26 protein-coding genes are annotated in these 24458 nt (G+C 71.4%); 12 read left to right on the top strand and 14 right to left on the bottom strand.

Annotation, left to right across the window (positions count from 1 at the left end; genetic code table 11):
• Window positions 1-73: 73 nt before the first annotated feature.
• Window positions 74-2992: an excinuclease ABC subunit UvrA gene (gene uvrA, locus TR50_RS03825; protein ID WP_042413905.1), complete on the bottom strand. Its 2919-nt coding sequence runs from the start codon at window positions 2990-2992 to the stop codon at window positions 74-76.
• Between the two features lie 196 nt (window positions 2993-3188).
• On the opposite strand from uvrA, the gene TR50_RS03830 reads away from it, so the two are divergent.
• The 4 genes from TR50_RS03830 to TR50_RS03845 all read left to right on the top strand — a co-directional run bounded on the left by TR50_RS03830 (window position 3189) and on the right by TR50_RS03845 (window position 5962).
• The gene (locus TR50_RS03830) at window positions 3189-3923 is read left to right on the top strand and encodes a maleylpyruvate isomerase family mycothiol-dependent enzyme (protein WP_042413908.1); all 735 of its coding nucleotides are present in this window, start codon (window positions 3189-3191) and stop codon (window positions 3921-3923) included.
• Window positions 3924-3927: 4 nt separating this feature from the next.
• Complete coding sequence (locus TR50_RS03835) at window positions 3928-4581, top strand: MBL fold metallo-hydrolase (protein WP_042413911.1); 654 nt, start codon at window positions 3928-3930, stop codon at window positions 4579-4581.
• A complete protein-coding gene (locus tag TR50_RS03840; RefSeq protein ID WP_152648236.1) occupies window positions 4578-4811 on the top strand; it encodes a hypothetical protein in 234 nt (77 codons plus the stop codon). The genes TR50_RS03835 and TR50_RS03840 overlap by 4 nt, the downstream gene beginning before the upstream one ends.
• A gap of 182 nt (window positions 4812-4993) precedes the next feature.
• Window positions 4994-5962: a tetratricopeptide repeat protein gene (locus TR50_RS03845; RefSeq protein WP_042413918.1), complete on the top strand. Its 969-nt coding sequence runs from the start codon at window positions 4994-4996 to the stop codon at window positions 5960-5962.
• A gap of 100 nt (window positions 5963-6062) precedes the next feature.
• Here TR50_RS03845 and TR50_RS03850 read toward each other — a convergent pair whose 3' ends face one another.
• Together TR50_RS03850 and TR50_RS03855 are read right to left on the bottom strand one after the other, a co-directional pair.
• Window positions 6063-7631 carry a sensor histidine kinase gene (locus TR50_RS03850; protein ID WP_236654248.1) on the bottom strand — a complete coding sequence of 523 codons (1569 nt, stop codon included), beginning with the start codon at window positions 7629-7631 and terminating at the stop codon, window positions 6063-6065.
• 16 nt (window positions 7632-7647) lie between these two features.
• A complete protein-coding gene (locus tag TR50_RS03855; RefSeq protein ID WP_236654249.1) occupies window positions 7648-8406 on the bottom strand; it encodes a response regulator transcription factor in 759 nt (252 codons plus the stop codon).
• A 220-nt stretch (window positions 8407-8626) separates the two neighbouring features.
• On the opposite strand from TR50_RS03855, the gene TR50_RS03860 reads away from it, so the two are divergent.
• The 3 genes from TR50_RS03860 to TR50_RS03870 are packed head-to-tail and all read left to right on the top strand — an operon-like array spanning window position 8627 to window position 11332.
• Entirely contained in the window at window positions 8627-10009 is a 1383-nt protein-coding gene (locus TR50_RS03860) for a ferredoxin reductase family protein (RefSeq protein WP_042413924.1), read from the top strand.
• 43 nt (window positions 10010-10052) lie between these two features.
• The gene (locus tag TR50_RS03865; protein WP_042413928.1) at window positions 10053-10586 is read left to right on the top strand and encodes an FMN-binding protein; all 534 of its coding nucleotides are present in this window, start codon (window positions 10053-10055) and stop codon (window positions 10584-10586) included.
• A gap of 23 nt (window positions 10587-10609) precedes the next feature.
• Complete coding sequence (locus TR50_RS03870) at window positions 10610-11332, top strand: FAD:protein FMN transferase (RefSeq protein ID WP_084699743.1); 723 nt, start codon at window positions 10610-10612, stop codon at window positions 11330-11332.
• A 115-nt stretch (window positions 11333-11447) separates the two neighbouring features.
• Here the strand turns inward: TR50_RS03870 and TR50_RS03875 are convergent, their stop codons facing one another.
• Window positions 11448-11657 carry a cold-shock protein gene (locus TR50_RS03875; RefSeq protein ID WP_042413932.1) on the bottom strand — a complete coding sequence of 70 codons (210 nt, stop codon included), beginning with the start codon at window positions 11655-11657 and terminating at the stop codon, window positions 11448-11450.
• A gap of 280 nt (window positions 11658-11937) precedes the next feature.
• Here TR50_RS03875 and TR50_RS03880 point away from each other — a divergent pair, with 280 nt between their 5' ends.
• The gene (locus TR50_RS03880; RefSeq protein ID WP_042413934.1) at window positions 11938-12144 is read left to right on the top strand and encodes a cold-shock protein; all 207 of its coding nucleotides are present in this window, start codon (window positions 11938-11940) and stop codon (window positions 12142-12144) included.
• Between the two features lie 323 nt (window positions 12145-12467).
• Here the strand turns inward: TR50_RS03880 and TR50_RS03885 are convergent, their stop codons facing one another.
• From TR50_RS03885 to TR50_RS03895, 3 genes are read right to left on the bottom strand one after another with little or no spacing between them, the layout of a single operon-like run.
• On the bottom strand, window positions 12468-13205 hold the full coding sequence (locus TR50_RS03885; RefSeq protein ID WP_042413937.1) for an ABC transporter permease: 738 nt from the start codon (window positions 13203-13205) through the stop codon (window positions 12468-12470).
• Window positions 13202-13996 (bottom strand): ABC transporter ATP-binding protein, encoded by a 795-nt coding sequence (locus TR50_RS03890; RefSeq protein WP_084699709.1) that lies wholly within the window; start codon window positions 13994-13996, stop codon window positions 13202-13204. Before TR50_RS03890 ends, TR50_RS03885 begins: the two co-directional genes overlap by 4 nt.
• Window positions 13997-14027: 31 nt before the next feature.
• Window positions 14028-14669 (bottom strand): TetR/AcrR family transcriptional regulator, encoded by a 642-nt coding sequence (locus tag TR50_RS03895; protein ID WP_042413940.1) that lies wholly within the window; start codon window positions 14667-14669, stop codon window positions 14028-14030.
• Window positions 14670-14807: 138 nt separating this feature from the next.
• Between TR50_RS03895 and TR50_RS03900 the strand changes: the two genes are divergently transcribed.
• A complete protein-coding gene (locus TR50_RS03900; RefSeq protein ID WP_042413942.1) occupies window positions 14808-15770 on the top strand; it encodes a TauD/TfdA dioxygenase family protein in 963 nt (320 codons plus the stop codon).
• Here TR50_RS03900 and TR50_RS03905 read toward each other — a convergent pair.
• From TR50_RS03905 to uvrB, 4 genes are all read right to left on the bottom strand, one after another.
• On the bottom strand, window positions 15750-16769 hold the full coding sequence (locus tag TR50_RS03905) for a TerC family protein (RefSeq protein ID WP_042413945.1): 1020 nt from the start codon (window positions 16767-16769) through the stop codon (window positions 15750-15752). The two genes, TR50_RS03900 and TR50_RS03905, sit on opposite strands and share 21 nt — an antisense overlap.
• Before the next feature lie 123 nt (window positions 16770-16892).
• Window positions 16893-17678: a glycoside hydrolase family 16 protein gene (locus TR50_RS03910; RefSeq protein WP_236654250.1), complete on the bottom strand. Its 786-nt coding sequence runs from the start codon at window positions 17676-17678 to the stop codon at window positions 16893-16895.
• Window positions 17679-17680: 2 nt separating this feature from the next.
• Window positions 17681-18238, bottom strand: coding sequence for a TerD family protein (locus tag TR50_RS03915; RefSeq protein ID WP_042413951.1), 558 nt, complete (start codon window positions 18236-18238; stop codon window positions 17681-17683).
• A 117-nt stretch (window positions 18239-18355) separates the two neighbouring features.
• Window positions 18356-20470 (bottom strand): excinuclease ABC subunit UvrB, encoded by a 2115-nt coding sequence (uvrB, locus tag TR50_RS03920; RefSeq protein ID WP_042413954.1) that lies wholly within the window; start codon window positions 20468-20470, stop codon window positions 18356-18358.
• Window positions 20471-20553: 83 nt separating this feature from the next.
• On the opposite strand from uvrB, the gene TR50_RS03925 reads away from it, so the two are divergent.
• A complete protein-coding gene (locus TR50_RS03925; RefSeq protein WP_042413957.1) occupies window positions 20554-21345 on the top strand; it encodes a class I SAM-dependent methyltransferase in 792 nt (263 codons plus the stop codon).
• Here TR50_RS03925 and TR50_RS03930 read toward each other — a convergent pair.
• Genes TR50_RS03930 through zapE form a run of 3 tightly spaced genes read right to left on the bottom strand, consistent with a single transcriptional unit; the run spans window position 21342 to window position 22986 of the window.
• Entirely contained in the window at window positions 21342-21749 is a 408-nt protein-coding gene (locus tag TR50_RS03930) for a nitroreductase family protein (protein ID WP_236654251.1), read from the bottom strand. The genes TR50_RS03925 and TR50_RS03930 overlap by 4 nt on opposite strands.
• Window positions 21635-21880: a nitroreductase family protein gene (locus TR50_RS48410; RefSeq protein WP_236654252.1), complete on the bottom strand. Its 246-nt coding sequence runs from the start codon at window positions 21878-21880 to the stop codon at window positions 21635-21637. Before TR50_RS48410 ends, TR50_RS03930 begins: the two co-directional genes overlap by 115 nt.
• Entirely contained in the window at window positions 21877-22986 is a 1110-nt protein-coding gene (zapE, locus tag TR50_RS03935; RefSeq protein WP_042413960.1) for a cell division protein ZapE, read from the bottom strand. Before zapE ends, TR50_RS48410 begins: the two co-directional genes overlap by 4 nt.
• Between zapE and TR50_RS03940 the strand changes: the two genes are divergently transcribed.
• Window positions 22987-23811, top strand: a complete 825-nt coding sequence (locus TR50_RS03940; protein ID WP_042413963.1) for a pyrimidine reductase family protein — start codon at window positions 22987-22989, stop codon at window positions 23809-23811.
• A gap of 131 nt (window positions 23812-23942) precedes the next feature.
• Window positions 23943-24413 (top strand): hypothetical protein, encoded by a 471-nt coding sequence (locus TR50_RS03945; protein WP_042413967.1) that lies wholly within the window; start codon window positions 23943-23945, stop codon window positions 24411-24413.
• The last annotated feature ends 45 nt before the right edge of the window (window positions 24414-24458 follow it).

A 24458-nucleotide genomic window follows, 5' to 3' on the forward strand; every position in this document is an offset into this window, starting at 1 on the left:
ACCACCCTATGCGGCAGGGCTGTGAACAAGCTCAGGGCCCCGCCGCCGGCACCCGCCTCCGGTGTGCCCTCGGCTACGCCTTCGCCGCCGCCGCGGCCTTCTTCCGCGCGGCCGGCTTCTTCCGCGGCTTGGGGACGGAGTCGAAGACCCGCTCCTCGCCGAGGATGTCGCGGAGGAACTTGCCGGTGTGGCTCTCCCCCACGGCCGCGACCGCCTCCGGCGTGCCCTCGGCGACGACCATGCCGCCGCCGGCGCCGCCCTCGGGGCCCATGTCGATGACCCAGTCCGCGGTCTTGATGACGTCGAGGTTGTGCTCGATGACGATGACCGTGTTGCCCTTGTCGACCAGGCCCGTCAGCATCTTGATCAGCTTGCTGATGTCCTCGAAGTGCAGACCCGTGGTCGGCTCGTCCAGGACGTAGATCGTCCGACCGTTGCTGCGCTTCTGCAGCTCCGAGGCGAGCTTGACGCGCTGCGCCTCGCCGCCGGAGAGCGTCGTCGCGGACTGGCCGAGGCGCACGTACCCGAGACCGACCTCGGACAGCGTCTTCAGGTAGCGCGCGATCGCCGGGACCGCCTCGAAGAAGCTCAGCGCCTCCTCGATCGGCATGTCCAGGACCTCGGCGATGGACTTGCCCTTGTAGTGGACGTCCAGCGTCTCCCGGTTGTAGCGGGCGCCGTGGCAGACCTCGCAGGGGACGTAGACGTCCGGCAGGAAGTTCATCTCGATCTTGATCGTGCCGTCGCCCGCGCAGTTCTCGCACCGGCCGCCCTTGACGTTGAAGGAGAAGCGGCCGGGCAGGTAACCCCGGATCTTCGCCTCCGTCGTCTCCGCGAAGAGCTTGCGGACGTGGTCGAAGACACCGGTGTACGTGGCCGGGTTGGACCGCGGGGTGCGGCCGATCGGCGACTGGTCGACGTGGACGACCTTGTCGACCAGATCCGTTCCCGTGACGCGGGTGTGCCGACCCGGCACGCTGCGCGCGCCGTTCAGCTCACGCGCCAGATGCGTGTAGAGGATGTCGTTGACCAGCGTCGACTTGCCCGAGCCGGAGACGCCCGTGACGGCGGTGAACAGGCCGAGCGGGAAGGAGACGTCGACGTCGCGCAGGTTGTGCTCGCGGGCGCCGTGGACGGTGATCTGCCGCTTGGCGTCCAGCGGGCGGCGCACCTCCGGCAGCGGGATCGCCCTGCGGCCGGAGAGGTAGGCGCCGGTCAGCGACTCCTTGTTCTTCAGCAGGCCCTCGCGGGAGCCGGAGTGGACGACCTTGCCGCCGTGCTCGCCCGCGCCGGGGCCGATGTCGACGACCCAGTCCGCGGTGCGGATGGTGTCCTCGTCGTGCTCGACGACGATCAGGGTGTTGCCGAGATCGCGCAGCCGGACCAGGGTCTCGATCAGGCGGTGGTTGTCACGCTGGTGCAGGCCGATGGAGGGCTCGTCCAGCACGTAGAGCACGCCGACCAGGCCCGAGCCGATCTGCGTGGCCAGGCGGATGCGCTGGGCCTCGCCGCCGGAGAGCGTGCCGGCGGCGCGGTCGAGCGAGAGGTAGTCCAGGCCGACGTCGACCAGGAACCTCAGCCGCTCGTTGACCTCCTTCAGCACCCGCTCGGCGATCGTCTTCTCGCGGTCGGACAGCTCCATCGCGCCGAGGAACTCGGCGCAGTCGGCGATCGACATGGAGGAGACGTCGGCGATCGACTTGCCGGCCATGCGGACGGCGAGGACCACGGGCTTCAGGCGCGCCCCGCGACAGGCCGGGCAGGCCGTCTCGCGCATGTAGCCCTCGAAGCGCTCGCGCGCGCTGTCGCTCTCCGCGTCGGCGTGGCGGCGCTGCACGAACGGCACCGCGCCCTCGAAGCCCGTGGTGTACGAGCGCTCGCGGCCGTAGCGGTTGGTGAAGGTGACCTCGATCTGCGTCTTGTGCCCGTACAGCAGCGCCTTCTTGGCGCGCGCCGGCAGGCCCGCCCACGGGATGTCGGTGCGGAAGCCGAGCTCCTTGCCCAGCGCCTTGATCAGGCGCAGGTGGTAGTCCTTGATGTGCCCGTGCGACCAGGGGTGGATGGCGCCCTCGTCGAGACTCTTCTCCTCGTCGGGGACGATCAGCTCCGGGTCGACCTCCATCCGGGTGCCGATGCCGGTGCACTCCGGGCAGGCGCCGAAGGGCGAGTTGAAGGAGAAGGAGCGCGGCTCCAGCTCCTCGAAGGACAGGTCGTCGTAGACGCAGTAGAGGTGCTCGGAGTACATGCGCTCGCGCTCCGGGTCGTCCTCCGGGAGGTCGACGAAGTCGAGCACGACCGTGCCGCCGGAGAGGACCAGCGCGGTCTCCACCGAGTCGGTCAGGCGGCGCTGGGCGCTCTTCTTGACCGTGAGGCGGTCGACGACCACCTCGATGGTGTGCTTCTCCTGCTTCTTGAGCGTCGGCGGCTCGCTCAGCTGGATCGTTTTGCCGTCGACCCGGGCGCGGGAGAAGCCCTTGGTCTGGAGATCGGCGAAGAGGTCGACGAACTCGCCCTTGCGGCCCTTGACCAGCGGGCTGAGCAGCTGGAACCGGGTGCCCTCGGGGAGCTCCAGCACCTTGTCGACGATCTGCTGCGGCGACTGCCGCGAGATCGGACGGCCGCACTCCGGGCAGTGCGGGTGCCCGATGCGGGCGAAGAGGAGGCGGAGGTAGTCGTAGACCTCCGTGATCGTGCCGACCGTGGAGCGCGGGTTGCGCGAGGTCGACTTCTGGTCGATCGAGACGGCCGGGGAGAGGCCCTCGATGAAGTCCACGTCGGGCTTGTCCATCTGCCCGAGGAACTGCCGGGCATAGGAGGACAACGACTCGACGTACCGGCGCTGCCCCTCGGCGAAGATCGTGTCGAACGCGAGGGAGGACTTGCCGGAGCCGGAGAGGCCGGTGAAGACGATCAGCGAGTCACGCGGCAGGTCGAGCGAGACGTTCTTGAGGTTGTGCTCGCGAGCACCGCGGACGATGAGGCGGTCTGCCACGCTACTGCGCCCTTCAAAAGCGGATGAACGGGGGGAACCAGTCAAGACAAGGGTAATGGGATCACGTGTTCGATTTTTCAGGCAATCGACCGTGTTCGCCCGAACGGATGAAACGCTAGCGCGTGGAACACTCCGCTCGTGGGAACGACGGACAAGTGCTCCGAGTCACGACCGAACCGGTTCTGGGGGACATCCTTTGAGCATCGCACCCGCCACTGACATTCCCGTCCTGGCCGCCGCGACGGCCCGACTGCTGGCCACCGTCGACGGCATGCGCGAGGAGCAGCTGGCCGAACCCTCGCTGCTCCCGGGCTGGACGCGGGGCCACGTCCTGGCCCACCTCGCCCGCAACGCGGACGGACTGCTGAACCTGCTCACCGGCGCCCGCACGGGTGTGCCGACGCCGATGTACGCGAGCCCGGAGGCCCGCGAGCACGACATCGAGGCGGGCGCGAAGCGCTCGCTCGCCGAGCACGCCGCCGACCTGCGCGCGAGCGCGGCGCGCTTCGACGCGGCGGTCGCCGCGATGCCGGAGGCCGCCTGGGCAGTCGAGGTCCCGCACCGGCTCGGCGCGTTCCCCGCGGCCGGGGTGCCGGCCCGGCGGATCCAGGAGGTCGAGTACCACCACGTCGACCTCGGCCTGCCGGACGCCTACGCGCCGGACGACTGGCCGGAGGCCTTCGTGCGGGAGCAGCTGACGCGGGTGAGCGCGCAGTTCGCCGGGCATCCGGACCTGCCGCACCTGGTCCTGGTCGACTCCGCGACGGGCGGGGCGCACGCGTCCGGCGCGGAACGCGGCTCCGCCGCACGCGAACTCACCGTGCGCGGCACGGGCCCGGCCCTGCTGGCCTGGCTGACCGGCCGCTCCGACGGGCACGACCTCGACGTGGACCCGAAGACCGTCCTGCCGCCCCTCCCGCCGCTAGGCTGATCCCATGACGTACCACGGAGCGGTGAAGGTCGGCGGGACGCCCGACGTCCGGGAGTTGGCCCACCTGGTGATCACCAAGATCGCCGTCGGTCCCATGAACAACAACGCCTACCTGCTGCGCTGCCGCGCCACCGACGAGCAGCTGCTGATCGACGCCGCCGCGGACGCGCCGGTGCTCCAGGAGACGATCGGGGACAGCCTCGCCACCGTGGTCACCACGCATCGGCACCAGGACCACTGGAACGCCCTCGCCGACGTCGTCCGCGCCACCGGCGCGCGGACGGCGGCCGGCCGCATCGACGCCGACGGCATCCCGGTCCCGACCGACCTGCTGCTGGACGACGGCGACACGCTGCGCGTCGGCGAGGTCCCGCTGACCGTCCGCCACCTGGTCGGCCACACCCCGGGTGCGATCGTCCTGCTCTACGACGACCCGCAGGGACACCCCCACCTGTTCACCGGCGACTGCCTCTTCCCGGGCGGCGTCGGCAACACCTGGGGCGACCCGGCCGCGTTCCGCAGCCTCTTCCACGACGTCAGCACCAAGCTCTTCGAGCCGCTCCCGGACGAGACCTGGGTCTACCCCGGCCACGGCGACGACACCACGCTCGGCGCGGAGCGCCCCCACCTGCCCGAGTGGGAGGCCCGGGGCTGGTGAGCGACGCGAGCGACGCCGCGAGCGCCCTCGCCAAGCTCGGCGCGCACCCGGGCCTGTGCCTGGGCTGCGCGCACAGGCTGCTGAACGAGACCAGGCGCGGGACGGCCTACCTGCGCTGCGGCCGTGCGGCGACCGACCCGGGGCTGCCGCGTTATCCGCGGCTTCCGGTGCGCGAATGTCACGGCTTCGCGGCGGCGGAAGATCAGGCTCCGCAGGCTCTCGACAAATGATCATCCACCGTGCAGGATTGCTCCCGCCTGCCCGTCCGCGCCATTCCCCCGTTGCCGCGGACGGGCGGCGCTGTCTTCCCTGACGGGTCGTCCGCGCGCCCCTCGACCTCCCGCGAACTCCTGGGCTCCTGTCGGCCGGGAACTGGCACAATGACGCGCCGAGGATCAAGGAGGGGTGGGGGATGGGACGTTTGCAGGACTGGCGGGCGCGGCAGCGGTTGGCGTCCGACCTGGCGGCGAAGGTGCTGGGGACACAGCCGTACTTCGACGCCGGGCGACAGGCCGAGATGGTCCACCCCATGCGGGCGTGGCTGGACCAGGCCGTGGCCGGGCTGGGCGCCGAGCACGACGTGACGCTGGAGCTGCGCTACCGCCTCGCCGCCGCACTGCGCGCGACGGGGGACCTCGCGGAGTCGGGTCGGCAGGCCGCCGCCGTCGTGGCCGCCCGCGAGCGGCTCGGCACCAGCCAGACGCTTCAGCAGGCATGGGTGCTGCACGCCGACGCGCTCGACAACCAGGGCCACCACGACGAGGCCGCCGAGGCCTGGGGCGCGCTCGGCCAGCTGGCCAGGAACCTCATCGAACGCGGTGACCTGGTCCGGATCTGCGGCGCGCAGCGCGCCGCCGCCCTGTGTCACGCCGAGCGCTTCGCCGAGGCGGAGGCGGAGGGCCACCGGCTGCTCCAGTCCGCCGCGGCCCAGACGGGTCCGGCGGGCGTGTCCGTCCGGCTCTCGGGGCTGATCCTGCTCTCCGTCGCCCTGACCGGTCAGGGCCGCGCGATGGAGGCGGAGTCGGCGGCCCGCCAGGGCCTGGTGATCGCCATGTCGGAGAGCGGGTTCGCCGCCACGACCAACGCCCACGTCCTCCACGTGAACCTCGCCGACGCGCTGAACGCGCAGGGACGCCACCAGGAGGCCCTCGACCTGCTCGCGGTCGCGCCGCGTCCCCCGCGCCTCACCGCGGAGACGGCTGCGGCCACCGCGATCACGCAGGCCCGCGCGCTGCTCGCGCAGGGCAGGCGCGAGGAGGCCGTCCAGGTGCTCCGCGCCGTGCTGCCGCAGACCGAACAGTCCCTCGGCGCGCAGCACGTGCGCCTCCGCGAACTCCGATCCCTGCTGGGACGGGCGGAACTCAGCGGCTCCCCGCTGTGACTTTCCCGCCGTCGGCCGCCCGGTGCCGCCGGACCGGCCGGACGGGCCGGACGGGCCGGACGGGCCGGACCGGCTAGGCGGACTGGACGGGCCGGACCGGCTAGGCGGACTGGACCGACCAGGCCGGCTGGACCGGCAGGCGGACCTCGAAGGCGGTGCGGCCCGGGACGGACTCGACCGAGACCGTCCCGCCGTGGGCCGTGGTCACCGCGTGCACGATGGCGAGGCCGAGACCGGTGGAGCCGGTGGCGCGGGAACGGGCGCGGTCCCCGCGGACGAAGCGCTCGAAGACGTGGCCGGTGAGGTGGGCCGGAATGCCGGGGCCGGTGTCGGTGACGGTGAGACGGACCGCCTCCGGGACGGCGTCCCGGACGGTGCCCGTGCCAGTGCCCGTGGCGCTGCCCGCGCCGCTGCCCGGGACGGCTTGGAGGGCGAGCACCACCTGGGTGCCCGGCGGGGTGTGGACGCGCGCGTTGGCGAGGAGGTTGGCCACGACCTGGCGGAGGCGGTCCGCGTCGCCGCGCACGACGAGCGGGTGCTCGGGGAGTTCCAGCTGCCACTTGTGTTCGGGGCCGACGGCGCGGGCGTCCGTCACGCAGTCGAGGGCGACGCGGGTGAGGTCGACCTCGGCGGAGGCGAGCGGGCGGCCCGCGTCCAGGCGGGCGAGCAGCAGCAGGTCCTCGACGATCGCGCCCATGCGCTGCGACTCCGCCTCGATCCGGCGCAGCGAGTGCCGCACCGACTCGGGCGTCGGCTCGGGGCTGCGCAGCGCCAGCTCCGCGTGACCGCGGATCGCGGCCACGGGCGTGCGCAGCTCGTGGCTGGCGTCGGCGGCGAACTCGCGCAGGCGCTCCTCGACGGCCTGCCGCTGGGCGAGGGCGTCCTCGACGTGACCGAGCATCAGGTTGAGCGCGACGCCGACGCGCCCGACCTCGGTCTGCGGGTTCTCGTCGGGGACCCGCTCGCGCAGTTCCACCTCGCCACTGGCCAGCGGCAGCGCGCTGACCTGCTCGGCGGTGCGGGTGACCCGCTCCAGGGGGCGCAGCGCCAACCGGACCCAGAACGTGCCCGCCGCCGCGGTGAGGGCGAACAGCCCGGCGAAGACCAGGAGTTCGACCAGGACCAGTCGGCGGACCGTGCTCTCGACCTGGCTCAGCGGCAGGCCCGTGACGAGCGTGCCGCCGCCCTCGCCGCGCTGGGCGACGACGCGGTAGTCCCCCAGCGGCCCGAGGCGTCTCGTGGTGGGCCCGCCGCCGACCGGGAGGGCCGCGAGGACGGCCTGCACGTGCGCGTCGAGGACGGGATGGTCGCGGGCGCTGCCGCCGACGGCGTCGTCCGCGTCCCCGTCGACGACCCCGTCGGCCTCTATCCGCCCGCCCCGCAGGGCGACCCCGAGGGTGCCGACGGCCTGGGCCCGGGTGTCGCCGTGCGGGTCCGTCTGGAGGCTCACGGCGTAGCGGCCGCCGGTCTGGGCGAGCTGCTGGTCGAGCTTGTCGACCAGGAAGCGGTGCAGCTCCGACACGGTGACCAGGCCGATCGCGGTGCCGGCCAGCACGAGCAGCGCGAGCAGGCCCGCGACGAGGCGACCGCGCAGCGTGCGCGGCAGCCGCAGGAACCGCGGACGCCTCGGCCTCGGGAGCGTGGGCCTCAGGCGCGCCCGGGCGGTCACGCGACGCTCACGGGGCTCACGAGTGCGGGGCCTTGATCAGGTAGCCCGCCCCGCGGACGGTGTGGATCAGGGGTTCGCGCCCGTGGTCGATCTTCTTGCGCAGGTAGCTGATGTAGAGCTCGACCACATGGGCCTGGCCGCCGAAGTCGTAGGACCAGACCGCGTCCAGGATCTGCGCCTTGCTCAGCACCCGGCGCGGGTGCCGCAGCAGGTAGCGCAGCAGCGCGTACTCGGTCGGGCTGAGTTCGATCAGTTCGCCGCCCCGCACCACCTCGTGGGCGCGCTCGTCGAGGACGAGGTCGGCCAGCGTGAGCACGTCCTCGGTCTCCCCGGGCTGGTCGGAGCCGGGCTCGGAGCCGGCGCCCGCCGCCCCGGACGCGGGCTGGGCCCGCCGCAGCAGACCGCGCAGCCGGACGACGACCTCCGCCAGGCTGAACGGCTTGGTCACGTAGTCGTCGCCGCCGGCCGCGATCCCACCGATGCGGTCCTCGACCGCGTCGCGCGCGGTCAGGAAGAGCACGCGCACCTCGGGCTGCTCGGCGTGGACGCGACGCAGCACCTCCAGGCCGTCGAAGTCGGGCAGCATCACGTCCAGGACGATCGCGTCGGGACGCCACCGGCCCGCGATGGCCACGGCCTCCTCGCCGCTGCCGGCCGCGCGCGTCTCCCAGCCCTCGTAGTGCAGGGCTCCGCACAGCACCTCGACGAGGTCGGGCTCGTCGTCGACGACGAGGATGCGTCGGGCCGGGGTCGACATGAGAGTCTCCTGGGACATGGGGGCCATTGTGGTGCAGTCGGACGAGCTGCCATGAGAATGCAATGAGATCACTCCGGCTGCCGAGCCTGCCGAATTCCACACGAACAGGCTGCTGACCTGCAGCGATATCACATGATCGGCCCCTTGGTCACGTCTTACTCATAGGGAATTCTGAACCTGCGCTGTCAGGGTTGCTGCCGTACCAACCGGGACAGTCAGGGACAGAGGGAGCCGCACCATGAGCGCTGTCACGCAGCAGCGCGCCGCACGCACCGGCGCGCACCGCGGCGCCCCCTCCGGCTCACAGGCCCCGGTGGACACCGTGCCCCGGCTGGTGCTGGCCGCGATCGGCCTCGGCGCCCTCGCGGTGATCGCGATCTGGTGGAAGAACACCCTCGGCGTCGTCGGCCTCGACCAGTGGCTCACCAACGCGGGCCGGATCACCGGCCTGCTCGCCGGGTACGCGGCGCCGGTCCTGCTGGTGTTGATGGCCCGGATCCCGCTGCTGGAGCGCGAGGTCGGCGCGGACCGGCTGGCCCGCTGGCACGCCATGGGCGGCCGGTACCTGGTCGGCCTGGTGGCCGCGCACGTGACCACGATCATCTGGGGCTACGCGCTGACCGCCCACAAGAACGTGGTCGGCGAGGGCGTCACCATGGTGCTCACCTACCCGGACATGCTGAAGGCCACCTTCGGCACGCTGATCCTCCTCGCCACCGGCTTCTTCTCCGCGCGCGCCGCCCGCAAGCGGCTCGGTTACGAGACCTGGTACTACCTGCATCTCGCCACCTACCTGGCGGTCACCCTCGGCTTCGCCCACCAGCTCAGCAACGGCGCCGACCTGGGCGAGGGCCCCGAGCGGCTGCTCTGGTACGGGTTGTACCTCGGCACCGCCGGACTGATCGCCTGGTTCCGGCTGCTGCGCCCGTGGCAGCTCGACCGACGCCACCAGCTGCGCGTCGCCGAGGTCCGCCCGGAGGGACCGGGCACCGTCTCGCTCTTCCTGACCGGCCGCCACCTGGACGAGCTGGGCGCGGAGGCGGGCCAGTTCTTCCGGCTCCAGTTCCAGGCCAAGGGCCTGCGCTTCGCCGCCAACCCCTACTCGCTCTCGGCTCCGCCGACCCGCGACTACCTGCGCTTCACGGTCAAGGACCTGGGCGGTCACAGCGCCGCCGTCGCCGGGCTCAGGCCCGGGACCAAGGTCCGCGCCGAGGGCCCGTACGGGGCGTTCACCGCGCGTCGGCGTCGCTCGCGGCAGGTGCTGCTGCTGGCGGCGGGGGTCGGCATCACCCCGCTGCGCGCCCTCTTCGAGACCCTGCCGGCCGCGCCCGGCGAGCTGACCCTGCTCTACCGGGCGAGCGCCGAGCAGGAGCTGCTCTTCCGACGCGAGCTGACAGCGATCGCCGAGGCGCGCGGCGCCCGCCTCCAGTTCCTGGTCGGACGCCGCAGCGAGGTGGGCGATCCGATCCAGCCCACGGTGCTGCGCAACCTGGTCCCCGGCCTGGCCGGTCACGACGTGTACGTCTGCGGGCCGGAGGCGTTCATGGAGCAGGCCGTCACGGCGCTGCGCCAGGCGCGGGTGCCGCGCCACCACATCCACCACGAGTCCTTCAGCTTCTGATCCGCCAGCTTCTGCTCTGCCCCTGCGCTCTCCGGGAGGCCCCATGCGCCGCGCCATCGTCACCACCACCGCCACGGCGGCCGGCGTGGTCCTGCTGCTGTCCCTCAAGCCCCACGGCGGGCAGTCCGCGTCCGCCCAGGCGCCCGTCATCAGCTCCGGGAGCGACACGAGCAGCACCAGCGGCACGAGCGACACCGGCGGCACAGGCAGCGCCGGCAACGGCGACGCTTCGTCCACCACCGCGCCGTCCGCCGCTCCCTCCGGCAAGGCGGGCGGGAGCTCCTCGAGCACGTCGAAGAGCAGCAGTTACACCGGCCAGGCCGTGGACACCCGCTACGGGCCGGTGCAGGTCCGCATCGACGTCAGCGGCGGGAAGATCAGCAAGATCGACGTGCTCCAGTACCCGGACGGGATGCAGCGCGACCAGGACATCAACAGCTACGCGCTGCCCGTCCTCAACCAGGAGGCGCTCTCCGCGCAGAGTGCCCAGATCGACGCGGTCTCCGGCGCGACCTACACCAGCGACGGGTACACGCAGTCGTTGCAGAGCGCGCTCGACCAGGCGGGCCTCAAGTGATCACCCGCCACGCCGAGCAGGTGATGGGCACGGTCTTCTCCTTCGTGGTGCGCGACCCGAGCCCCGCCGTCGACGAGGCGCTGCACGCGGCGGTCGCCCGGCTGCACGCGATCGACGCGCGCTTCTCCCCCTACCGGGCGGACAGCGAGGTCAGCCGGATCGCGCACGGCGAGTCGGAGCTCGCTGACGCGAGCCCGGAGCTGGCCGAGGTGCTGGAGCGCTGCGCGGAGATCGAGGCGCTGACGGACGGCTGGTTCAGCCCCTACCCCGAGGGCCGGCTGGACCCGAGCGGCTGGGTCAAGGGCTGGGCCGTCGAACAAGTCTGCGCACTGCTGTGCGAGGCCGGGTCGACGGAGCACTGCGTCAACGGCGGCGGCGACGTGCAGTCCGTCGGCGGGCCGTGGCGGATCGGCGTGGCCGATCCGTTCCGGCCGGGCGCGCTGGCGGCCGTGCTGGCCGGCCGGGACCTGGTCGTGGCCACCTCCGGCACGGCCGAACGCGGCGCGCACATCCTCGACCCGCGCACCGGCGAGGCTCCCACCGGACTGCTCTCGCTGACGCTGGTCAGCTCCGGCCCGGCGCGCCTGGCCCGCACCGACGCGTGCGCGACGGCAGCCTTCGCGATGGGTGCGGAGCAGGGCCTGGCCTGGACCGGGCGGCAGCCCGACCTGGAGGCCCTGGCGATCCTCCCCGACCCGGCCCTGCCGAAGCGCGCGACCAGCGGGTTCCTGCGCTACGCGGTCTGAGCCGACGACGCCGGGGAAGCGGAAAGGCGGGAGGCGTGAGGCGGGAAACGACGACGCCCCGCCCCGGGCGAACCGGGGCGGGGCGTCGTGCGAGCCGGGACCGTCAGCAGACGGTTCAGACGTTGATGATCGTGATGTTCTCGGCCTGCGGGCCCTTCTGGCCCTGGGTGACGTCGAACTCGACCTTCTGGCCCTCCAGCAGCTCGCGGAAGCCCTGGGCGTTGATGTTCGAGTAGTGAGCGAAGACGTCGGCGCCACCGCCGTCCTGCTCGATGAAGCCGAAGCCCTTCTCGGCGTTGAACCACTTGACGGTACCGGTCGCCATGATTGTGTCTTTCTCCGTTCTGCGGTCTTGCAAGCCACGACCGTACACGCTTGGCGATCACGTCACCACGAAGCACGCCCTACGCCACGCCGAAGAGTGATTCAGACCCATCCTGTAGGCTTGCCGCAGTTGCAGTCGTGGTTCCCTAAGCTTCACCGCCCGTGGTCCCGATCACGGGCGTTCGTGCTTTCTAAGGTCTCTCCGACCAGGGTGATCATTCCGGCGACCCGGCCAGCGCGCTCCTGCGTGGGCCGACCAACTCTGGAGAATGGGGAAACCTATGGCCACCGGTACCGTGAAGTGGTTCAACGCCGAAAAGGGCTACGGCTTCATCGAGCAGGACGGCGGCGGCGCCGACGTCTTCGCCCACTACTCGAACATCAACTCCCAGGGCTACCGCGAGCTCTTCGAGGGCCAGAAGGTCGAGTTCGAGGTCACCCAGGGCCCGAAGGGCCCGCAGGCCGAGAACATCGTCCCGCAGAGCTGACCTCAGCAGCACGCGCAACAGAGCCCCGCTCCGGCCTGCCCGGTGCGGGGCTCTGTCGTGTCGCTCAGGCGCTCAGTGGCTGGGCTTGCCCTTCGACCTGACGTCGCCCTGGTACTTCAGGCCACCCATCATGAAGATCAACAGCCCGACGGAGAAGGCCATGACGCCGATCGAGAATGCGATCATCTCGAGGATCTTCACGTTTCGCCCCTTTCGTCCCTGTGGTCTCTTCGGACCATAGGACACCCGGGACGGCATGGCCAGTCCGATTCAAGCCGTCCGCTTCAGGCGGGCCCTTCAGCCGTCCGCTTCAGGCAGGCGCTTCAGGCTGTGCGCCGCCGCAGCGTCACCGCTCCCAGTCCCAGCGCGAGCAGGGTGCAGCCCAGGACGACGACCAGGTCCACCGCGACCGCCCCGCCGAAGCCCGCCTCGGAGGTGAGCCGGTTCATCGCGTCGACCGCATAGCTGAGCGGCAGCACGTCCGAGACCGCGTGCAGCCAGCCCGCCATGGTGTCGCGCGGCGTGAACAGGCCGCAGAGCAGCAACTGCGGCAGCAGGAAGGCCGGCATGAACTGGACCGCCTGGAACTCGGTAGCGGCGAAGGCCGAGACGAAGAGACCGAGCGCCATGCCCAGCAGCCCGTCCGCGACCGCGACCGCGAGCAGCGCCCAACTCGGCCCCGCGATGTCGAGCCCCAGCAGGCCCACCGTCAGCCCGAACGCCAGCAGCCCCTGGAGCAGCGCGACCAGCCCGAAGGCGAGCGCGTAACCAAGGAGCAGGTCCAGCCTGCCGAGCGGCATCGTCAGCAGCCGCTCCAGCGTCCCGGTGGTGCGTTCGCGCAGTGTCGCGACGGCCGTCACCAGGAACATCACGACCATCGGGAAGATCCCGAGCAGCGGCGCGCCGAGGCTGTCGAAGACCTCCTGCCGGCCGTCGAAGGCGTACTTCAGCAGCACGATGAGCAGGCACGGCACCAGCAGCAGCATGGCGACGGTCCGCGGGTCGCTGCGCAGTTGGAGCAGCACGCGGCGGGCGGTGGCGAGGGTCCGGCGGATGTTCATCGTGTGCCCTCCGAGGCGGCCTCGGCGTCTTCGTCCGCACGTGCGTCCATGTGAGCCTCCGCGTGGGCGTCCGTATCGGCGTCCGCGACCAGCGACAGGAACGCGCCCTCGATGTCCGCGGCGCCGGTCGCGTCGAGCAGGGCCTGCGGGGTGTCGTGGGCCAGAAGCCGCCCCTCGCGCATCAGCAGGAGCGCGGTGCAGCGTGCGGCCTCGTCCATGACGTGGCTGGAGACCAGCAGTGTCGCGCCGCCCGCGGCGAGCCGGTGGAACAGCTGCCACAGTTCCTGCCGCAGCACCGGGTCGAGCCCGACGGTCGGCTCGTCGAGCACCAGCAGCTCCGGCGCGCCGAGGAGCGCCGCCGCGAGGGAGACCCGTGCGCGCTGCCCTCCGGAGAGCCGCCCGACCAGGTCCTTCGCGTGCGGACTCAGCCCGACCTCGTCCAGCACGCGGTCGGGGTCGGTGCGCGGGGCGCCGAGCACCTCGGCGAAGTAGCGCAGGTTCGCGAGCACGGAGAGGTCGGCGTAGACGGACGGCGCCTGGGTCACGTAGCCGACCCGGTTCCGCAGGGCGGGCGACCCGGCCGGCAGCCCGAGCACCCGCACCTCCCCGCTCTCGATCCGCTGCACCCCGACGACGCTGCGCAGCAGCGTCGTCTTCCCGCAGCCGCTCGGCCCGAGGAGTCCGGTGACCGACCCCCGCGCGACCGTCAGATCGATCCGCTGCAGCACGGGTCTGCCGCCCCGCACGACGCACAGCGCGCGCACGTCGACGGCGGGAGATGAATTCATCATGTGTTGAGTTTTGCGCGCACAAGGACCGCCGTCAACCCACCGGCCCGGCCAGATACCTCTGGAACGTGGGAGCCAGCAGCGGCACCAGCTCCTCCTCCGTCGCGGAGGCGATCGGCTCCGCACGGATCACGTAGCGGGCCACCGCCAGCCCGATGATCTGGGAGAGCACCAACTCGGCCCGGAGCTCGGGGTGTTCGAGGTCCAGCTCGGCCGCCAGCCGGGTCACCAGCTCGCGGACCATGAAGTCCCGCAGCAGCGCGGCGATCTGCTCGCTGCCGACAGCGGTCCGCAGCACGGCCAACAGCCGGTCGAGGATCTCCGGCTGACCCCAGATCGTGAGCAGGAAGCGCACGAGCCGCTCGCCCATCTGCTCCGGATCGCCGGAGGTGATCAACGGGACGACGGTGGCCGGGTCGATCGGGAAGTCGAGCGCGGCGAGGAACAACCGCTCCTTGGAGCCGAAGTAGTGGTGCAGCAGGGCCGCGTCCACCCCGGCCACCCGCGCGATGCCGCGCATGCTCGCCTTGTCGTAGCCGCGCGCGCCGAACTCCGCCCGAGCGGCCTCCAGCACCGCGCCACGGGTGTCCGCGCCGCCCGGCCGCCGGCCGGTCCGGCGGGCCGCGGCAGGTCTGGGGGCCGCGGCGGGCAGGGATGCCTCTTCCTTCTCGCTCATGCCCCCATCCTCTCCGAACATCCTCGCTGAACATCCTCGCCGAAGCCGTCGGATGATCCTTCATGCACGGGCCATGACTCTGCAACAGGACGGGTCCACGATGTGCTGAAACACGTTCTCGTTGGAAGGACGAAAGCCATGGCAACGGCGCCAACCCACTTGCAGATCACCCGACTCGGCGGTCGCATCGGTGCCCTCCTGCACGGCGTCAGGCTCGGCGGCGAGCTGTCCGGCCCGACCGTCGAGGCGATCCGGGCCGCGCTCCACACCCACAAGGTGATCTTCTTCAAGAACCAGCAGCACCTGGACGACGCGAGCCACGAGGACTTCGCCCGGCTGCTCGGTCAGCCGGTCGGCCACCCGACCGTGCCCGCCGCCGACGGGCGCTACGTGTTCGAGCTCGACGCGACCAAGGGCGTGCGGGCCAACAACTGGCACACGGACGTCACCTTCGTCCCCGCCTACCCAGCCGCCTCCATCCTGCGGGCGATCGAGCTGCCGCCCTACGGCGGCGAGACCGTCTGGGCCAACACGGCCGCCGCCTACCGGTCGCTGCCGCCCGCACTGAAGGTCTTCGCCGAGCACCTGCGCGCCGTCCACACCAACGACTTCGACTACGCCGCCCGGCTCGGGCTGCGCCCGGAGCTCGCCGAGAATCGCGAGGTGGCCGAGCTGTTCCGGCAGGTGTTCGTCGCGACGGCGTTCAAGACCGAGCACCCGGTGGTGCGGGTCCACCCGGTGACCGGCGAGAAGACGATCCTGCTCGGCGCCTTCACGCAGAGCCTGGTCGGCTTCTCCAGCGACGACAGCCGGGAGCTGATCGCGCTGTTCCAGCGCTTCGTCGAGAAGCCCGAGCACACCGTCCGCTGGCGGTGGGAGGTCGGCGACGTCGCGATCTGGGACAACCGCGCCACCCAGCACTACGCCGTCAACGACTACGGCGACGAGCCGCGCCTGGTCCGCCGGATCACCCTCGACGGAGACGTCCCGGTCGGCGTCGACGGGCAGCCCAGCCGACTGCTGGAGCCCGCCGATCCGCCGCGCGTCGCCGGGATCGTGCCGGCCGCCGAGCTGGAGCAGCTAGCGCTCCCGCGCGCCTGACAGTTCCTGCTCGGCCTTCCCCTGCTCGTCCTCCTTCGCCTCGGTCGCACGCGCCGTCCGGCGCGAGGCGATCAGCGAGGTGACGGTCGTGACGGCCAGCACCCCGACCACGACGGCGAGCGAGAGCGGCGTGCCGATCTCCGGCGCGCCGTGGACGCCCGCCTCGTGGAGGGCGTGCAGCAGCAGCTTCACGCCGATGAAGCCGAGGATCACGGACAGACCGTAGGAGAGGTGCACCAGGCGGTCCAGCAGGCCGCCGATGAGGAAGTAGAGCTGGCGCAGGCCCATCAGCGCGAAGGCGTTGGCCGCGAACACGATGTAGGCGTCCTGCGTCAGCCCGAAGATGGCGGGGATCGAGTCCATCGCGAAGAGCACGTCCGTCGTGCCGATCGCCAGGATCACCAGCAGCATCGGGGTGATCAGCCGGCGGCCGCCCTCCACGACGGTGAACCGGGTGCCCCGGTAGCCGTCCGTGGTCGGGAAGCGGCGTTCGACGGCGCGGAGCAGCTTGCTCTCCTTGTACTCGTCGTCCTCCTTGCCTGACCGGGTCTCCTTGATCAGCTTCCAGGCGGTCCAGATCAGGAAGGCGCCGAAGAGGAAGAAGATCCACGAGAAGGAGGCGATGACGGCCGCGCCCGCGGCGATGAAGACGGCCCGCAGCACCAGGGCTATCAGCACGCCGATCATCAGCACCCGCTGCTGGAGAACGCGCGGGACGGCGAACTTCGCCATGATCAGCACGAAGACGAAGAGGTTGTCGACACTGAGCGACTTCTCGGTGATCCACCCGGCCATGAACTGCCCGGCCGGGGCCGAGCCGGAGTGCCACCACAGGAAGCCGGCGAAGAGCCCGGCGAGGGCGATCCACACCGCGGACCAAGTGGCCGCCTCGCGCAGTGAGACCTCGTGGGGTTTGCGCGCGCCGACGAAGAAGTCGACGGCGATCAGGACGACGAGCACCACGATCGTGGTGACCCACATGGTCAGGGAAACGTCCATGGACGGTTGCTCCTCCGGCAGAAGACACGTGTGTCTGCCGGAGGTCTCCTCCACCCGCTCGTCACGAGCCGGGTCGACGCACCCGGACGGTCCGAGGACCGTCGTGATGACGGGAGCGCCGTTTCAGGGAGTACTCCCCTCCGCTGGCCCGTCCAGGGTAACAAACGGGTCGGCGGCCCTGTAGACGCGGAGGTAGTCGACCGCGAAGGTGATCGGCGTGCTGCCGCTCGGCGCCGGGTGGTACCGACCGGCGCAGACGGACAGGTTCAGGATCAGGTAGGCGGACCAGTCCACGCCGACGCCGGTGTCGTCCGAGAAGACCTTGACGCCGCCCACGTACCAGTCGACCGACTCCTCACCGTAGGTGGTGCCGACGGTGACCCAGCCGCCCGGCTTGATCAGGTTCGCGTCGGTGTAGTAGGTGCCACCGCCGCCCACGTGGTTGCTCAGCTCCAGCAGGTTCGGGTTGTCCGGGTGGTACTCGAAGGAGTCGATCTCACCGTCGCCGTCCTTCCAGGTCCACAGCGCCGGCCAGGCGCCCTGACCGGTCGGCAGTTGCACCCGGGTCTCGATGTGGTCGCCGGTCGTGACCTGGAACCCCTCCTGGGAACCCTCGGTGGTGAGCAGGCCGGTGGTCCAGGCGCGCCGACCGTTCCGCAGGGTGTGCGAGCCGGGCCGAGCGGTGAAAGTGGCGACGCCGTCGGCGACGGAGACCGCGCTCGGGTCCAACCAGTCGAGCTTGTTGTCGTTCGGGTTGTGGTTGCCGTACTCGTACGCCGAGGTGGTGTCACCGACCCAACGGCGGCCCCATGTCAGGGGACTGCTGAACTCCTCCGCCCAGATCGGCGCGGGCGGGGTGGCGGGAGTGGACGACGGGGTGGGGCGAAGCGTCGACATGGGCGTGCTCACACTCACAAGTGCTTCTCAATCACGGGCAGCATCTCCCGGAAGGTCTGCCCGTGGGTCGGCACGCCAATCGCGGTGAGCTCCCACGCGCCCCCCTCGTCCCGGCCGACCTTGGCCAGCACCTGGCCGCGGTGCTCACCGCCGCCGCTCAGCGTGAAGCGGGCGAGCTCGGCCCCGGTGCCGTCGTCCACCAGCTCGCAGCGGAAGTGCTGGACCTCGGCGAAACTCTGGCCGCTGTAGGAGTTCACCGTGAAGACGATCTGCGTGATCCGGTCGGGGACCCGGCCCAGGTCCACCGTGATCGACTCGCTCTCGCCCGTGTGCCGCACCGAGCCGTCGTTGCTGACCAGGTGCTGGAAGAAGACGACATCGGCCAGGGTGCCGTCGGCGAAGAGCACCGCGGACGCGTCGAGGTCCACCTTCGGATCGCGCCGACGCGATCCGAAGATGCCCCGGCGCGGCGCGCCCTGCCAGTCGAGATGGAGCCGGATCACCGGCGGGCCGCCCCCCGGGTCCGCGCGGTCGAGGCGGATGCTCTGGCCCGTGCTCAGACTCACCGACATGGCTCGGCCCTCCCCTTTGTCGGACGCCCGTGGACCTGTGTCCGTTCCATGCAGCTTCTATCGAGCACCATAGGCGCTCGGTCGGAGCTTGGGGTGGAGTAAACGGGCCTCCGTCACTCAGGCGATCCCGGCTTCGCGCATCTGGCGCAACTCCTTCTTCAGTTCGTTCACCTCGTCGCGCAGCCGCGCGGCCACCTCGAACTGCAATTCGGCCGCCGCCGTGTGCATACGCTCCGTCAGCTCGCCGATCAGTTCGGCCAGCTCGGCGGCCGGGAGGCTCTTCGCCCCCTTGACGTCCGCCTTGAGTCCGAGCACCGGCACCGCGGCCTTCTGGCCGCGACCGCCGCCTCCGCCCCCGCTGCCGCGGTAGCCCGTGCTGAGCAGCTCGGCGGTGTCCATGTCCTCGCGGGCGAGGGTGTCCAGGATGTCGCCGATCTTCTTGCGCAGCGGCTGCGGGTCGATGCCGCGCTCCGCGTTGTACGCCTGCTGGATCTCGCGGCGGCGGTTGGTCTCCGAGATCGCGTGCTCCATGGCCGGGGTGATCCGGTCCGCGTACATGTGCACCTGGCCGGAGACGTTACGCGCGGCGCGGCCGATCGTCTGGATCAGGGACCGGGGCGAGCGCAGGAAGCCCTCCTTGTCCGCGTCCAGGATCGCGACGAGGGAGACCTCGGGCAGGTCGAGGCCCTCACGCAGCAGGTTGATGCCGATCAGCACGTCGTAGTCGCCCGCGCGCAGCTGGCGCAGCAGCTCCACGCGGCGCAGCGTGTCGACGTCGCTGTGCAGGTAGCGGACCCGGATGCCGAGCTCGAGGAGGTAGTCCGTCAGGTCCTCGGCCATCTTCTTGGTCAGCGTGGTGACCAGGACGCGCTCGTCCTTCTCCGTGCGCAGCCGGATCTCGTGGACCAGGTCGTCGATCTGGCCCTCGGTGGGCTTGACCACGATCTCCGGGTCGATCAGACCCGTCGGGCGGATGATCTGCTCGACGTGGCCGTCGCCGCGGGAGAGCTCGTACTCGCCCGGCGTGGCGGAGAGGTAGACCGTCTGCCCGATGCGCCGGACGAACTCCTCCCACTTCAGCGGCCGGTTGTCCATCGCCGACGGCAGCCGGAAGCCGTGCTCGACCAGCGAGCGCTTGCGCGAGGCGTCGCCCTCGTACATCGCGCCGATCTGCGGCACGGTCACGTGCGACTCGTCGATGACCAGGAGGAAGTCCTCCGGGAAGAAGTCCATCAGGGTGTTCGGCGCGCTGCCGGCGGTACGGCCGTCGATGTGGCGGGAGTAGTTCTCGATGCCGGAGCAGGTGCCGATCTGACGCATCATCTCGATGTCGTACGTCGTGCGCATGCGCAGCCGCTGGGCCTCCAGCAGCTTGCCCTGCTTCTCCAGCCTGGCGAGGGTCTCCTCCAGCTCCGTCTCGATCCCGGCGATGGCGCGTTCCATCCGCTCCGGGCCGGCGACGTAGTGGGAGGCCGGGAAGACGTGGACCGTCTCGTCCTCGCTGATCACCTCGCCGGTGAGCGGGTGCAGGGTGGAGAGGGCCTCGATCTCGTCGCCGAACATCTCGATCCGGATCGCGAGCTCCTCGTAGACCGGGAAGATCTCGATCGTGTCCCCGCGGACGCGGAAGGTGCCGCGAGTGAAGGCCACGTCGTTGCGGTTGTACTGGATCTCGACGAACCGGCGCAGCAGCGCGTCCCGGTCGATCTCGTCGCCGACCTTGAGCTGGACCATGCGGTCCGCGTACTCCTGCGGCGTACCGAGGCCGTAGATGCAGGAGACGGAGGCGACCACGACCACGTCGCGCCGGGTGAGCAGCGAGTTGGTGGCCGAGTGGCGCAGCCGCTCGACCTCCTCGTTGATCGAGGAGTCCTTCTCGATGTAGGTGTCCGTCTGCGCGATGTACGCCTCGGGCTGGTAGTAGTCGTAGTACGAGACGAAGTACTCGACCGCGTTGTTCGGCAGCAGCTCGCGGAACTCGTTCGCCAGCTGGGCGGCGAGCGTCTTGTTCGGCGCCATGACGAGCGTGGGGCGCTGCAGCTTCTCGATCATCCACGCCGCGGTGGCGGACTTGCCCGTGCCCGTCGCGCCGAGCAGGACCACGTCCTTCTCGCCCGCGCGGATTCGGCGCTCCAGCTCCGCGATGGCGGTGGGCTGGTCGCCGTTGGGCTGGTAGGGACTGACGACCTCGAAGGGCGCCACGGACCGCTGAAGCTCGGTGATGGGTCTCACGCCACCAACCGTACGACCCGCCACTGACAAACGGCCGCGAAATGGGGAGGCGGCCCCCTCGACAGCGCTGGCAGCATCCCGTCATGAGTGTGCATCCCGACATCATCGAGTTCTACACCGACGCCTACGACGAGTCGGACCGTCTCCATCGCAGCGCGGCCGGACGCGCCGAGCGGCTGCGGACGCTCGAGCTGCTGGCCCGCCATCTGCCGCCGGCCCCGGCCCGCGTCCTCGACATCGGCGGCGGCCCCGGCGTGCACGCGGCGGAGCTGGCCGCGCGCGGCTACCGGGTGACGCTGCTGGACCCGGTCCCCCGCCATGTCGACCAGGCCTCCCGCCACGGGTCCTTCACCGCGTTGCCCGGAGACGCGCGGGCGCTGCCGCAGGACGAGGACTCGTGCGACGCGGCGCTGCTGCTCGGCCCGCTCTACCACCTGACGGAGCGGTCGGACCGGATCAGGGCGCTGCGGGAGGCGCATCGCGTCGTCCGACCAGGCGGCGTGATCATGGCCGCGGTGATCTCCCGCCACGCCCCGCTGCTGGACCTGTCCGCGCGCGGCCGGATCACGACCGACGAGCGGGCGCAGGAGCTTGCCGCGGAGCTGGCTGAGACCGGCGTCAACGACCCGCGGTCGGGCTTCACCGTCGCCTACTTCCACACGGCGGCGGAGCTGCGCGAGGAGTGGCGGGACGCGGGACTCGGCGAGGCATCGTTGTACGGCATCGAGGGGCCGCTCTGGCCGCTGCTGGTCTCGGGGCTGGTCGAGGACCGCGACGACCTCGTCGCGACCGCGATCCGCACCGCCCGGGTCACGGAGCAGGACCCGGAGATGATCGCGTCGAGCGCCCACATCATGGCCGTGGGCCGGATCTAGCCTTCCGTGACCGCCCGGAAGGGCGCCGTGACCAGATCGGCGACGCTGCGACGCCCCCGTGCCACGGACGGCTCGTCGACCGCGCGGCCGACGGCGAGCATCGAGACGATCTCCCAGCCGGGTGCCGGCCGCAGCTCGGCGGTGAGCCCGTCCAGGTCGAAGGCCCGGAACTGGTGGGCGGCGAGACCCAGCGCCTGCGCCTGGACGGTGAGGTGGGCGACGGCCTGGCCCAGGTCGTAGTCGGCGAACTCGGAGTACGCGATCCCCGGCTCGTCGACCCAGCGCCGGGTCAGGTCACGACCAGCAGACCGGCGTCGAGTGCCCAGCGCGCGGAGCTGCGCGCGAGGTGGGGGACCATCCGGTCGTGGTCGAGCTCCCCCGGCCGGGCCGGGAGGAAGCCCCACGGCTGGGCGTTCCCGGCGGACGGCGCCCACCGTGCCGCTTCGAGCAGCAGCTCCAGCGCCTCGTCGTCGACCGCACAGGCGGGATCGAACTTGTCCGGGCTGAAGCGCGCGGCCAGCAGCGGGTGGATCAACTCGCGGCGGCTATCTGCCGGCTGTCGCGCGCGAGCGCGACCAGGCGGGAGATGGCGCGGAAGTACTTCTTCTTGTACCCCCCGTTCAGCATCTCCTCGCTGAATATGGAGTCGAACGCGGTGCCGGAGGCGACGACCGGCAGCTCGCGGTCGTACATCCGGTCCGCCAGGACCACCAGGCGCAGCGCCGTGCTCTGGTCCGGGACGGCCGTGACGTCGCGCAGGAAGACGGCGTCGACGCCGTCGAGGAGCGCGCCGTAGCGGGAGGGGTGGACCTCGGAGAGGTGGGTCAGCAGCCGGTCGAAGTCGTCCAGGGACGCGCCGGCGCCGTAGGAGCCGGCCAGGTCGGTGACCTGGCTGTCGCTGTACGGCGGCGGGGCCTCGGGGAGGCCGCGGTGGCGGTAGTCCTGGCCGTCGATGCGCAGGCTGCGGAAGCGGGAGGCCAGGCCCTGGATCTCGCGCATGAAGTCGGAGGCGGCGAACCGGCCCTCGCCGAGCTTGCCGGGCAGGGTGTTGGAGGTGGCCGCGAGCTTGACGCCGGCCTCGGCGAGGCGGGTCAGCAGGGTGGAGACCAGGACGGTGTCGCCCGGGTCGTCGAGTTCGAACTCGTCTATGCACAGCAGCGTGTGCCCGGAGAGCGCCTGCACGGCCTGCTGGAAGCCCAGCGCGCCGACGAGGTTGGTGAGCTCGACGAAGGTGCCGAACGCCTTGGGACCGGGGGTGGCGTGCCACAGGGACGCGAGCAGGTGGGTCTTGCCGACGCCGTAGCCGCCGTCGAGGTAGACCCCGCCCGGGCCGGCGGGCGTCGCAGGCTGCGCGGAGCGGCCGAACCAGCGCTTCTTCGCGGGCTTGGCGGAGGCGCCGTCCCGTGCGGTGAGGCCCGAGGCGAAGGTCTCCAGCACCCGGACGGCCTCGGCCTGGCTGGGCTGCCGCTGGTCCGGGATGTAGGTGCTGAAGCGCGCCTGCTGGAAGCGGGGCGGCGGGACCATCTCGGCGATCAGCCGCTCCGCGGCGACGACGGGTCGACGCTCGGCAAGGGCTATGGGAGGCACAGGCGACACGAGTCCCAAGGGTACGGTCCTCGGGGGCGTGGAAGACTGCCCCATGTGCGCAGACTGCTTCCGTACGCCCCGGATGTGACGGACTTCACCTCCAGACCGGGCCAGAACGAGACCGCACCGGCCGGTGCCGACGCGGACCGGTGGAGCCTCGCGGCGCTCGCCGACGCGTACGCGTACCCCGCCGAGGTCGTCGACGCCGGCCGCCCGTGGCTGCGGGCGAACATGGTCAGCAGCCTCGACGGCGCCGCCCGGCTGGACGGGCTCTCGGAGGGCCTCTCCTCCCCCGCCGACAAGCGGATCTTCGGCGTGCTGCGGGCGCTCGCGGACGTCGTCCTGGTCGGCGCGCAGACCGTCCGGGCGGAGGGCTACCGCCCGGCCATGGCCCGCGCCGAGTTCGCCGCGGAGCGCGCGGCGCGCGGCCAGGGGCCGGCGCCGGTGATCGCGGTGGTCAGCCGGAGCCTGGAGTTGGACCTCGATCTGCCGCTCTTCACCTCGCCGCGGGTGCCGACCGTCGTGGTGACGGCGGAGGCGGCGCCGGCCGACGCGTTGGCCGCGACGCGGCGGGTCTCGGACGTCGTGGTCGCCGGGGAGGAGCAGGTCGACATCGGCCGGGCCACCGCCGCGCTCGCCGAGCGGGGCTGGACGCGGCAGCTGACCGAGGGCGGCCCCCGACTCCTGGGTCAGCTCGCCGAGGCGGACCGTCTCGACGAACTCTGTCTGACCCTCGCACCCCTGCTCGCGGCCGGTGACGCACCCCGGATCGCCCACGGCGCGAAGTCGATCGCCCAGCGCATGGAGCTGGTCGGGCTGCTGGAGGAGAAAGGTTTCCTCTTCGCTCGCTACACCCGTAGCGTGAAGATTGCGCAATAACGGAGGGATTGCCTCCGGATATTGCGGGAGGATGCAGAAGCAGCGCACAGCGGCACGCCGGGCAGCACGCCATGGCGGGCCGTGGCGGTTGGACGACAGGTTCTCCGGCTGACGAGGGAAGAAGGACTCACGTGTTCACTACCGTTCTGTTGATCGAGAAGGCGCTGTCGGACGCCGACGTCGAGCTGGTCACCACGCTCCATGCCGACGAGAACGTCTTCTTCCACGTGGTGATGCAGCCGCGCGGCAAGCAGGACGAGTTTCTGCGCGCGATCGACGACGTGGCGTTCGGCTACCTGGAACAGGCGGCCAAGGAGCGGGAGGAGCCGCACGGGCAGGCGGCGCTGAGCGCCGCCGACGCGGCGCTCGAGCACACGTTGCGCGCGCTGCGGCACGCCGGGGCGGCCGGCGCGGAGGGCGCGGTGGTGGACCACAACCCGCTGGAGGGCCTCCAGGACCTGGTCAAGGAGGTCTCCGCGGACGAGGTGATCGTGCTGGCCGCTCCGCACTGGGTCGAGGGCCTCTTCCACCGCGACTGGGCCTCACAGGCCCGGCACAAGGTGGGCGTCCCGGTGCTCCAGCTCTTCTCCCAGCAGGACTAGTGCCGCGCCCCGCGTGGGCAACCCGACCGAGGAGGACGGCCGATC

Origin of the sequence: Streptacidiphilus anmyonensis (assembly GCF_000787855.1) — a bacterium.
In the GTDB taxonomy this organism is placed as follows: domain Bacteria; phylum Actinomycetota; class Actinomycetes; order Streptomycetales; family Streptomycetaceae; genus Streptacidiphilus; species Streptacidiphilus anmyonensis.

Bases quoted from the DNA above. Each gene is read 5' to 3' on its own strand.
- TR50_RS03835 (WP_042413911.1), top strand. From the start codon at position 3,928: ATGACGTACCACGGAGCGGTGAAGGTCGGCGGGACGCCCGACGTCCGG.
- TR50_RS03870 (WP_084699743.1), top strand. From the start codon at position 10,610: ATGGGCACGGTCTTCTCCTTCGTGGTGCGCGACCCGAGCCCCGCCGTC.
- TR50_RS03845 (WP_042413918.1), top strand. From the start codon at position 4,994: ATGGGACGTTTGCAGGACTGGCGGGCGCGGCAGCGGTTGGCGTCCGAC.
- TR50_RS03905 (WP_042413945.1), bottom strand. From the start codon at position 16,769: ATGGACGTTTCCCTGACCATGTGGGTCACCACGATCGTGGTGCTCGTC.
- TR50_RS03875 (WP_042413932.1), bottom strand. From the start codon at position 11,657: ATGGCGACCGGTACCGTCAAGTGGTTCAACGCCGAGAAGGGCTTCGGC.
- TR50_RS03900 (WP_042413942.1), top strand. From the start codon at position 14,808: ATGGCAACGGCGCCAACCCACTTGCAGATCACCCGACTCGGCGGTCGC.
- TR50_RS03895 (WP_042413940.1), bottom strand. From the start codon at position 14,669: ATGAGCGAGAAGGAAGAGGCATCCCTGCCCGCCGCGGCCCCCAGACCT.
- TR50_RS03880 (WP_042413934.1), top strand. From the start codon at position 11,938: ATGGCCACCGGTACCGTGAAGTGGTTCAACGCCGAAAAGGGCTACGGC.
- TR50_RS03865 (WP_042413928.1), top strand. From the start codon at position 10,053: ATGCGCCGCGCCATCGTCACCACCACCGCCACGGCGGCCGGCGTGGTC.
- TR50_RS03855 (WP_236654249.1), bottom strand. From the start codon at position 8,406: ATGTCCCAGGAGACTCTCATGTCGACCCCGGCCCGACGCATCCTCGTC.
- TR50_RS03915 (WP_042413951.1), bottom strand. From the start codon at position 18,238: ATGTCGGTGAGTCTGAGCACGGGCCAGAGCATCCGCCTCGACCGCGCG.
- zapE (WP_042413960.1), bottom strand. From the start codon at position 22,986: ATGGGGCAGTCTTCCACGCCCCCGAGGACCGTACCCTTGGGACTCGTG.
- TR50_RS03890 (WP_084699709.1), bottom strand. From the start codon at position 13,996: ATGATGAATTCATCTCCCGCCGTCGACGTGCGCGCGCTGTGCGTCGTG.
- TR50_RS03860 (WP_042413924.1), top strand. From the start codon at position 8,627: ATGAGCGCTGTCACGCAGCAGCGCGCCGCACGCACCGGCGCGCACCGC.
- TR50_RS03885 (WP_042413937.1), bottom strand. From the start codon at position 13,205: ATGAACATCCGCCGGACCCTCGCCACCGCCCGCCGCGTGCTGCTCCAA.
- TR50_RS03925 (WP_042413957.1), top strand. From the start codon at position 20,554: ATGAGTGTGCATCCCGACATCATCGAGTTCTACACCGACGCCTACGAC.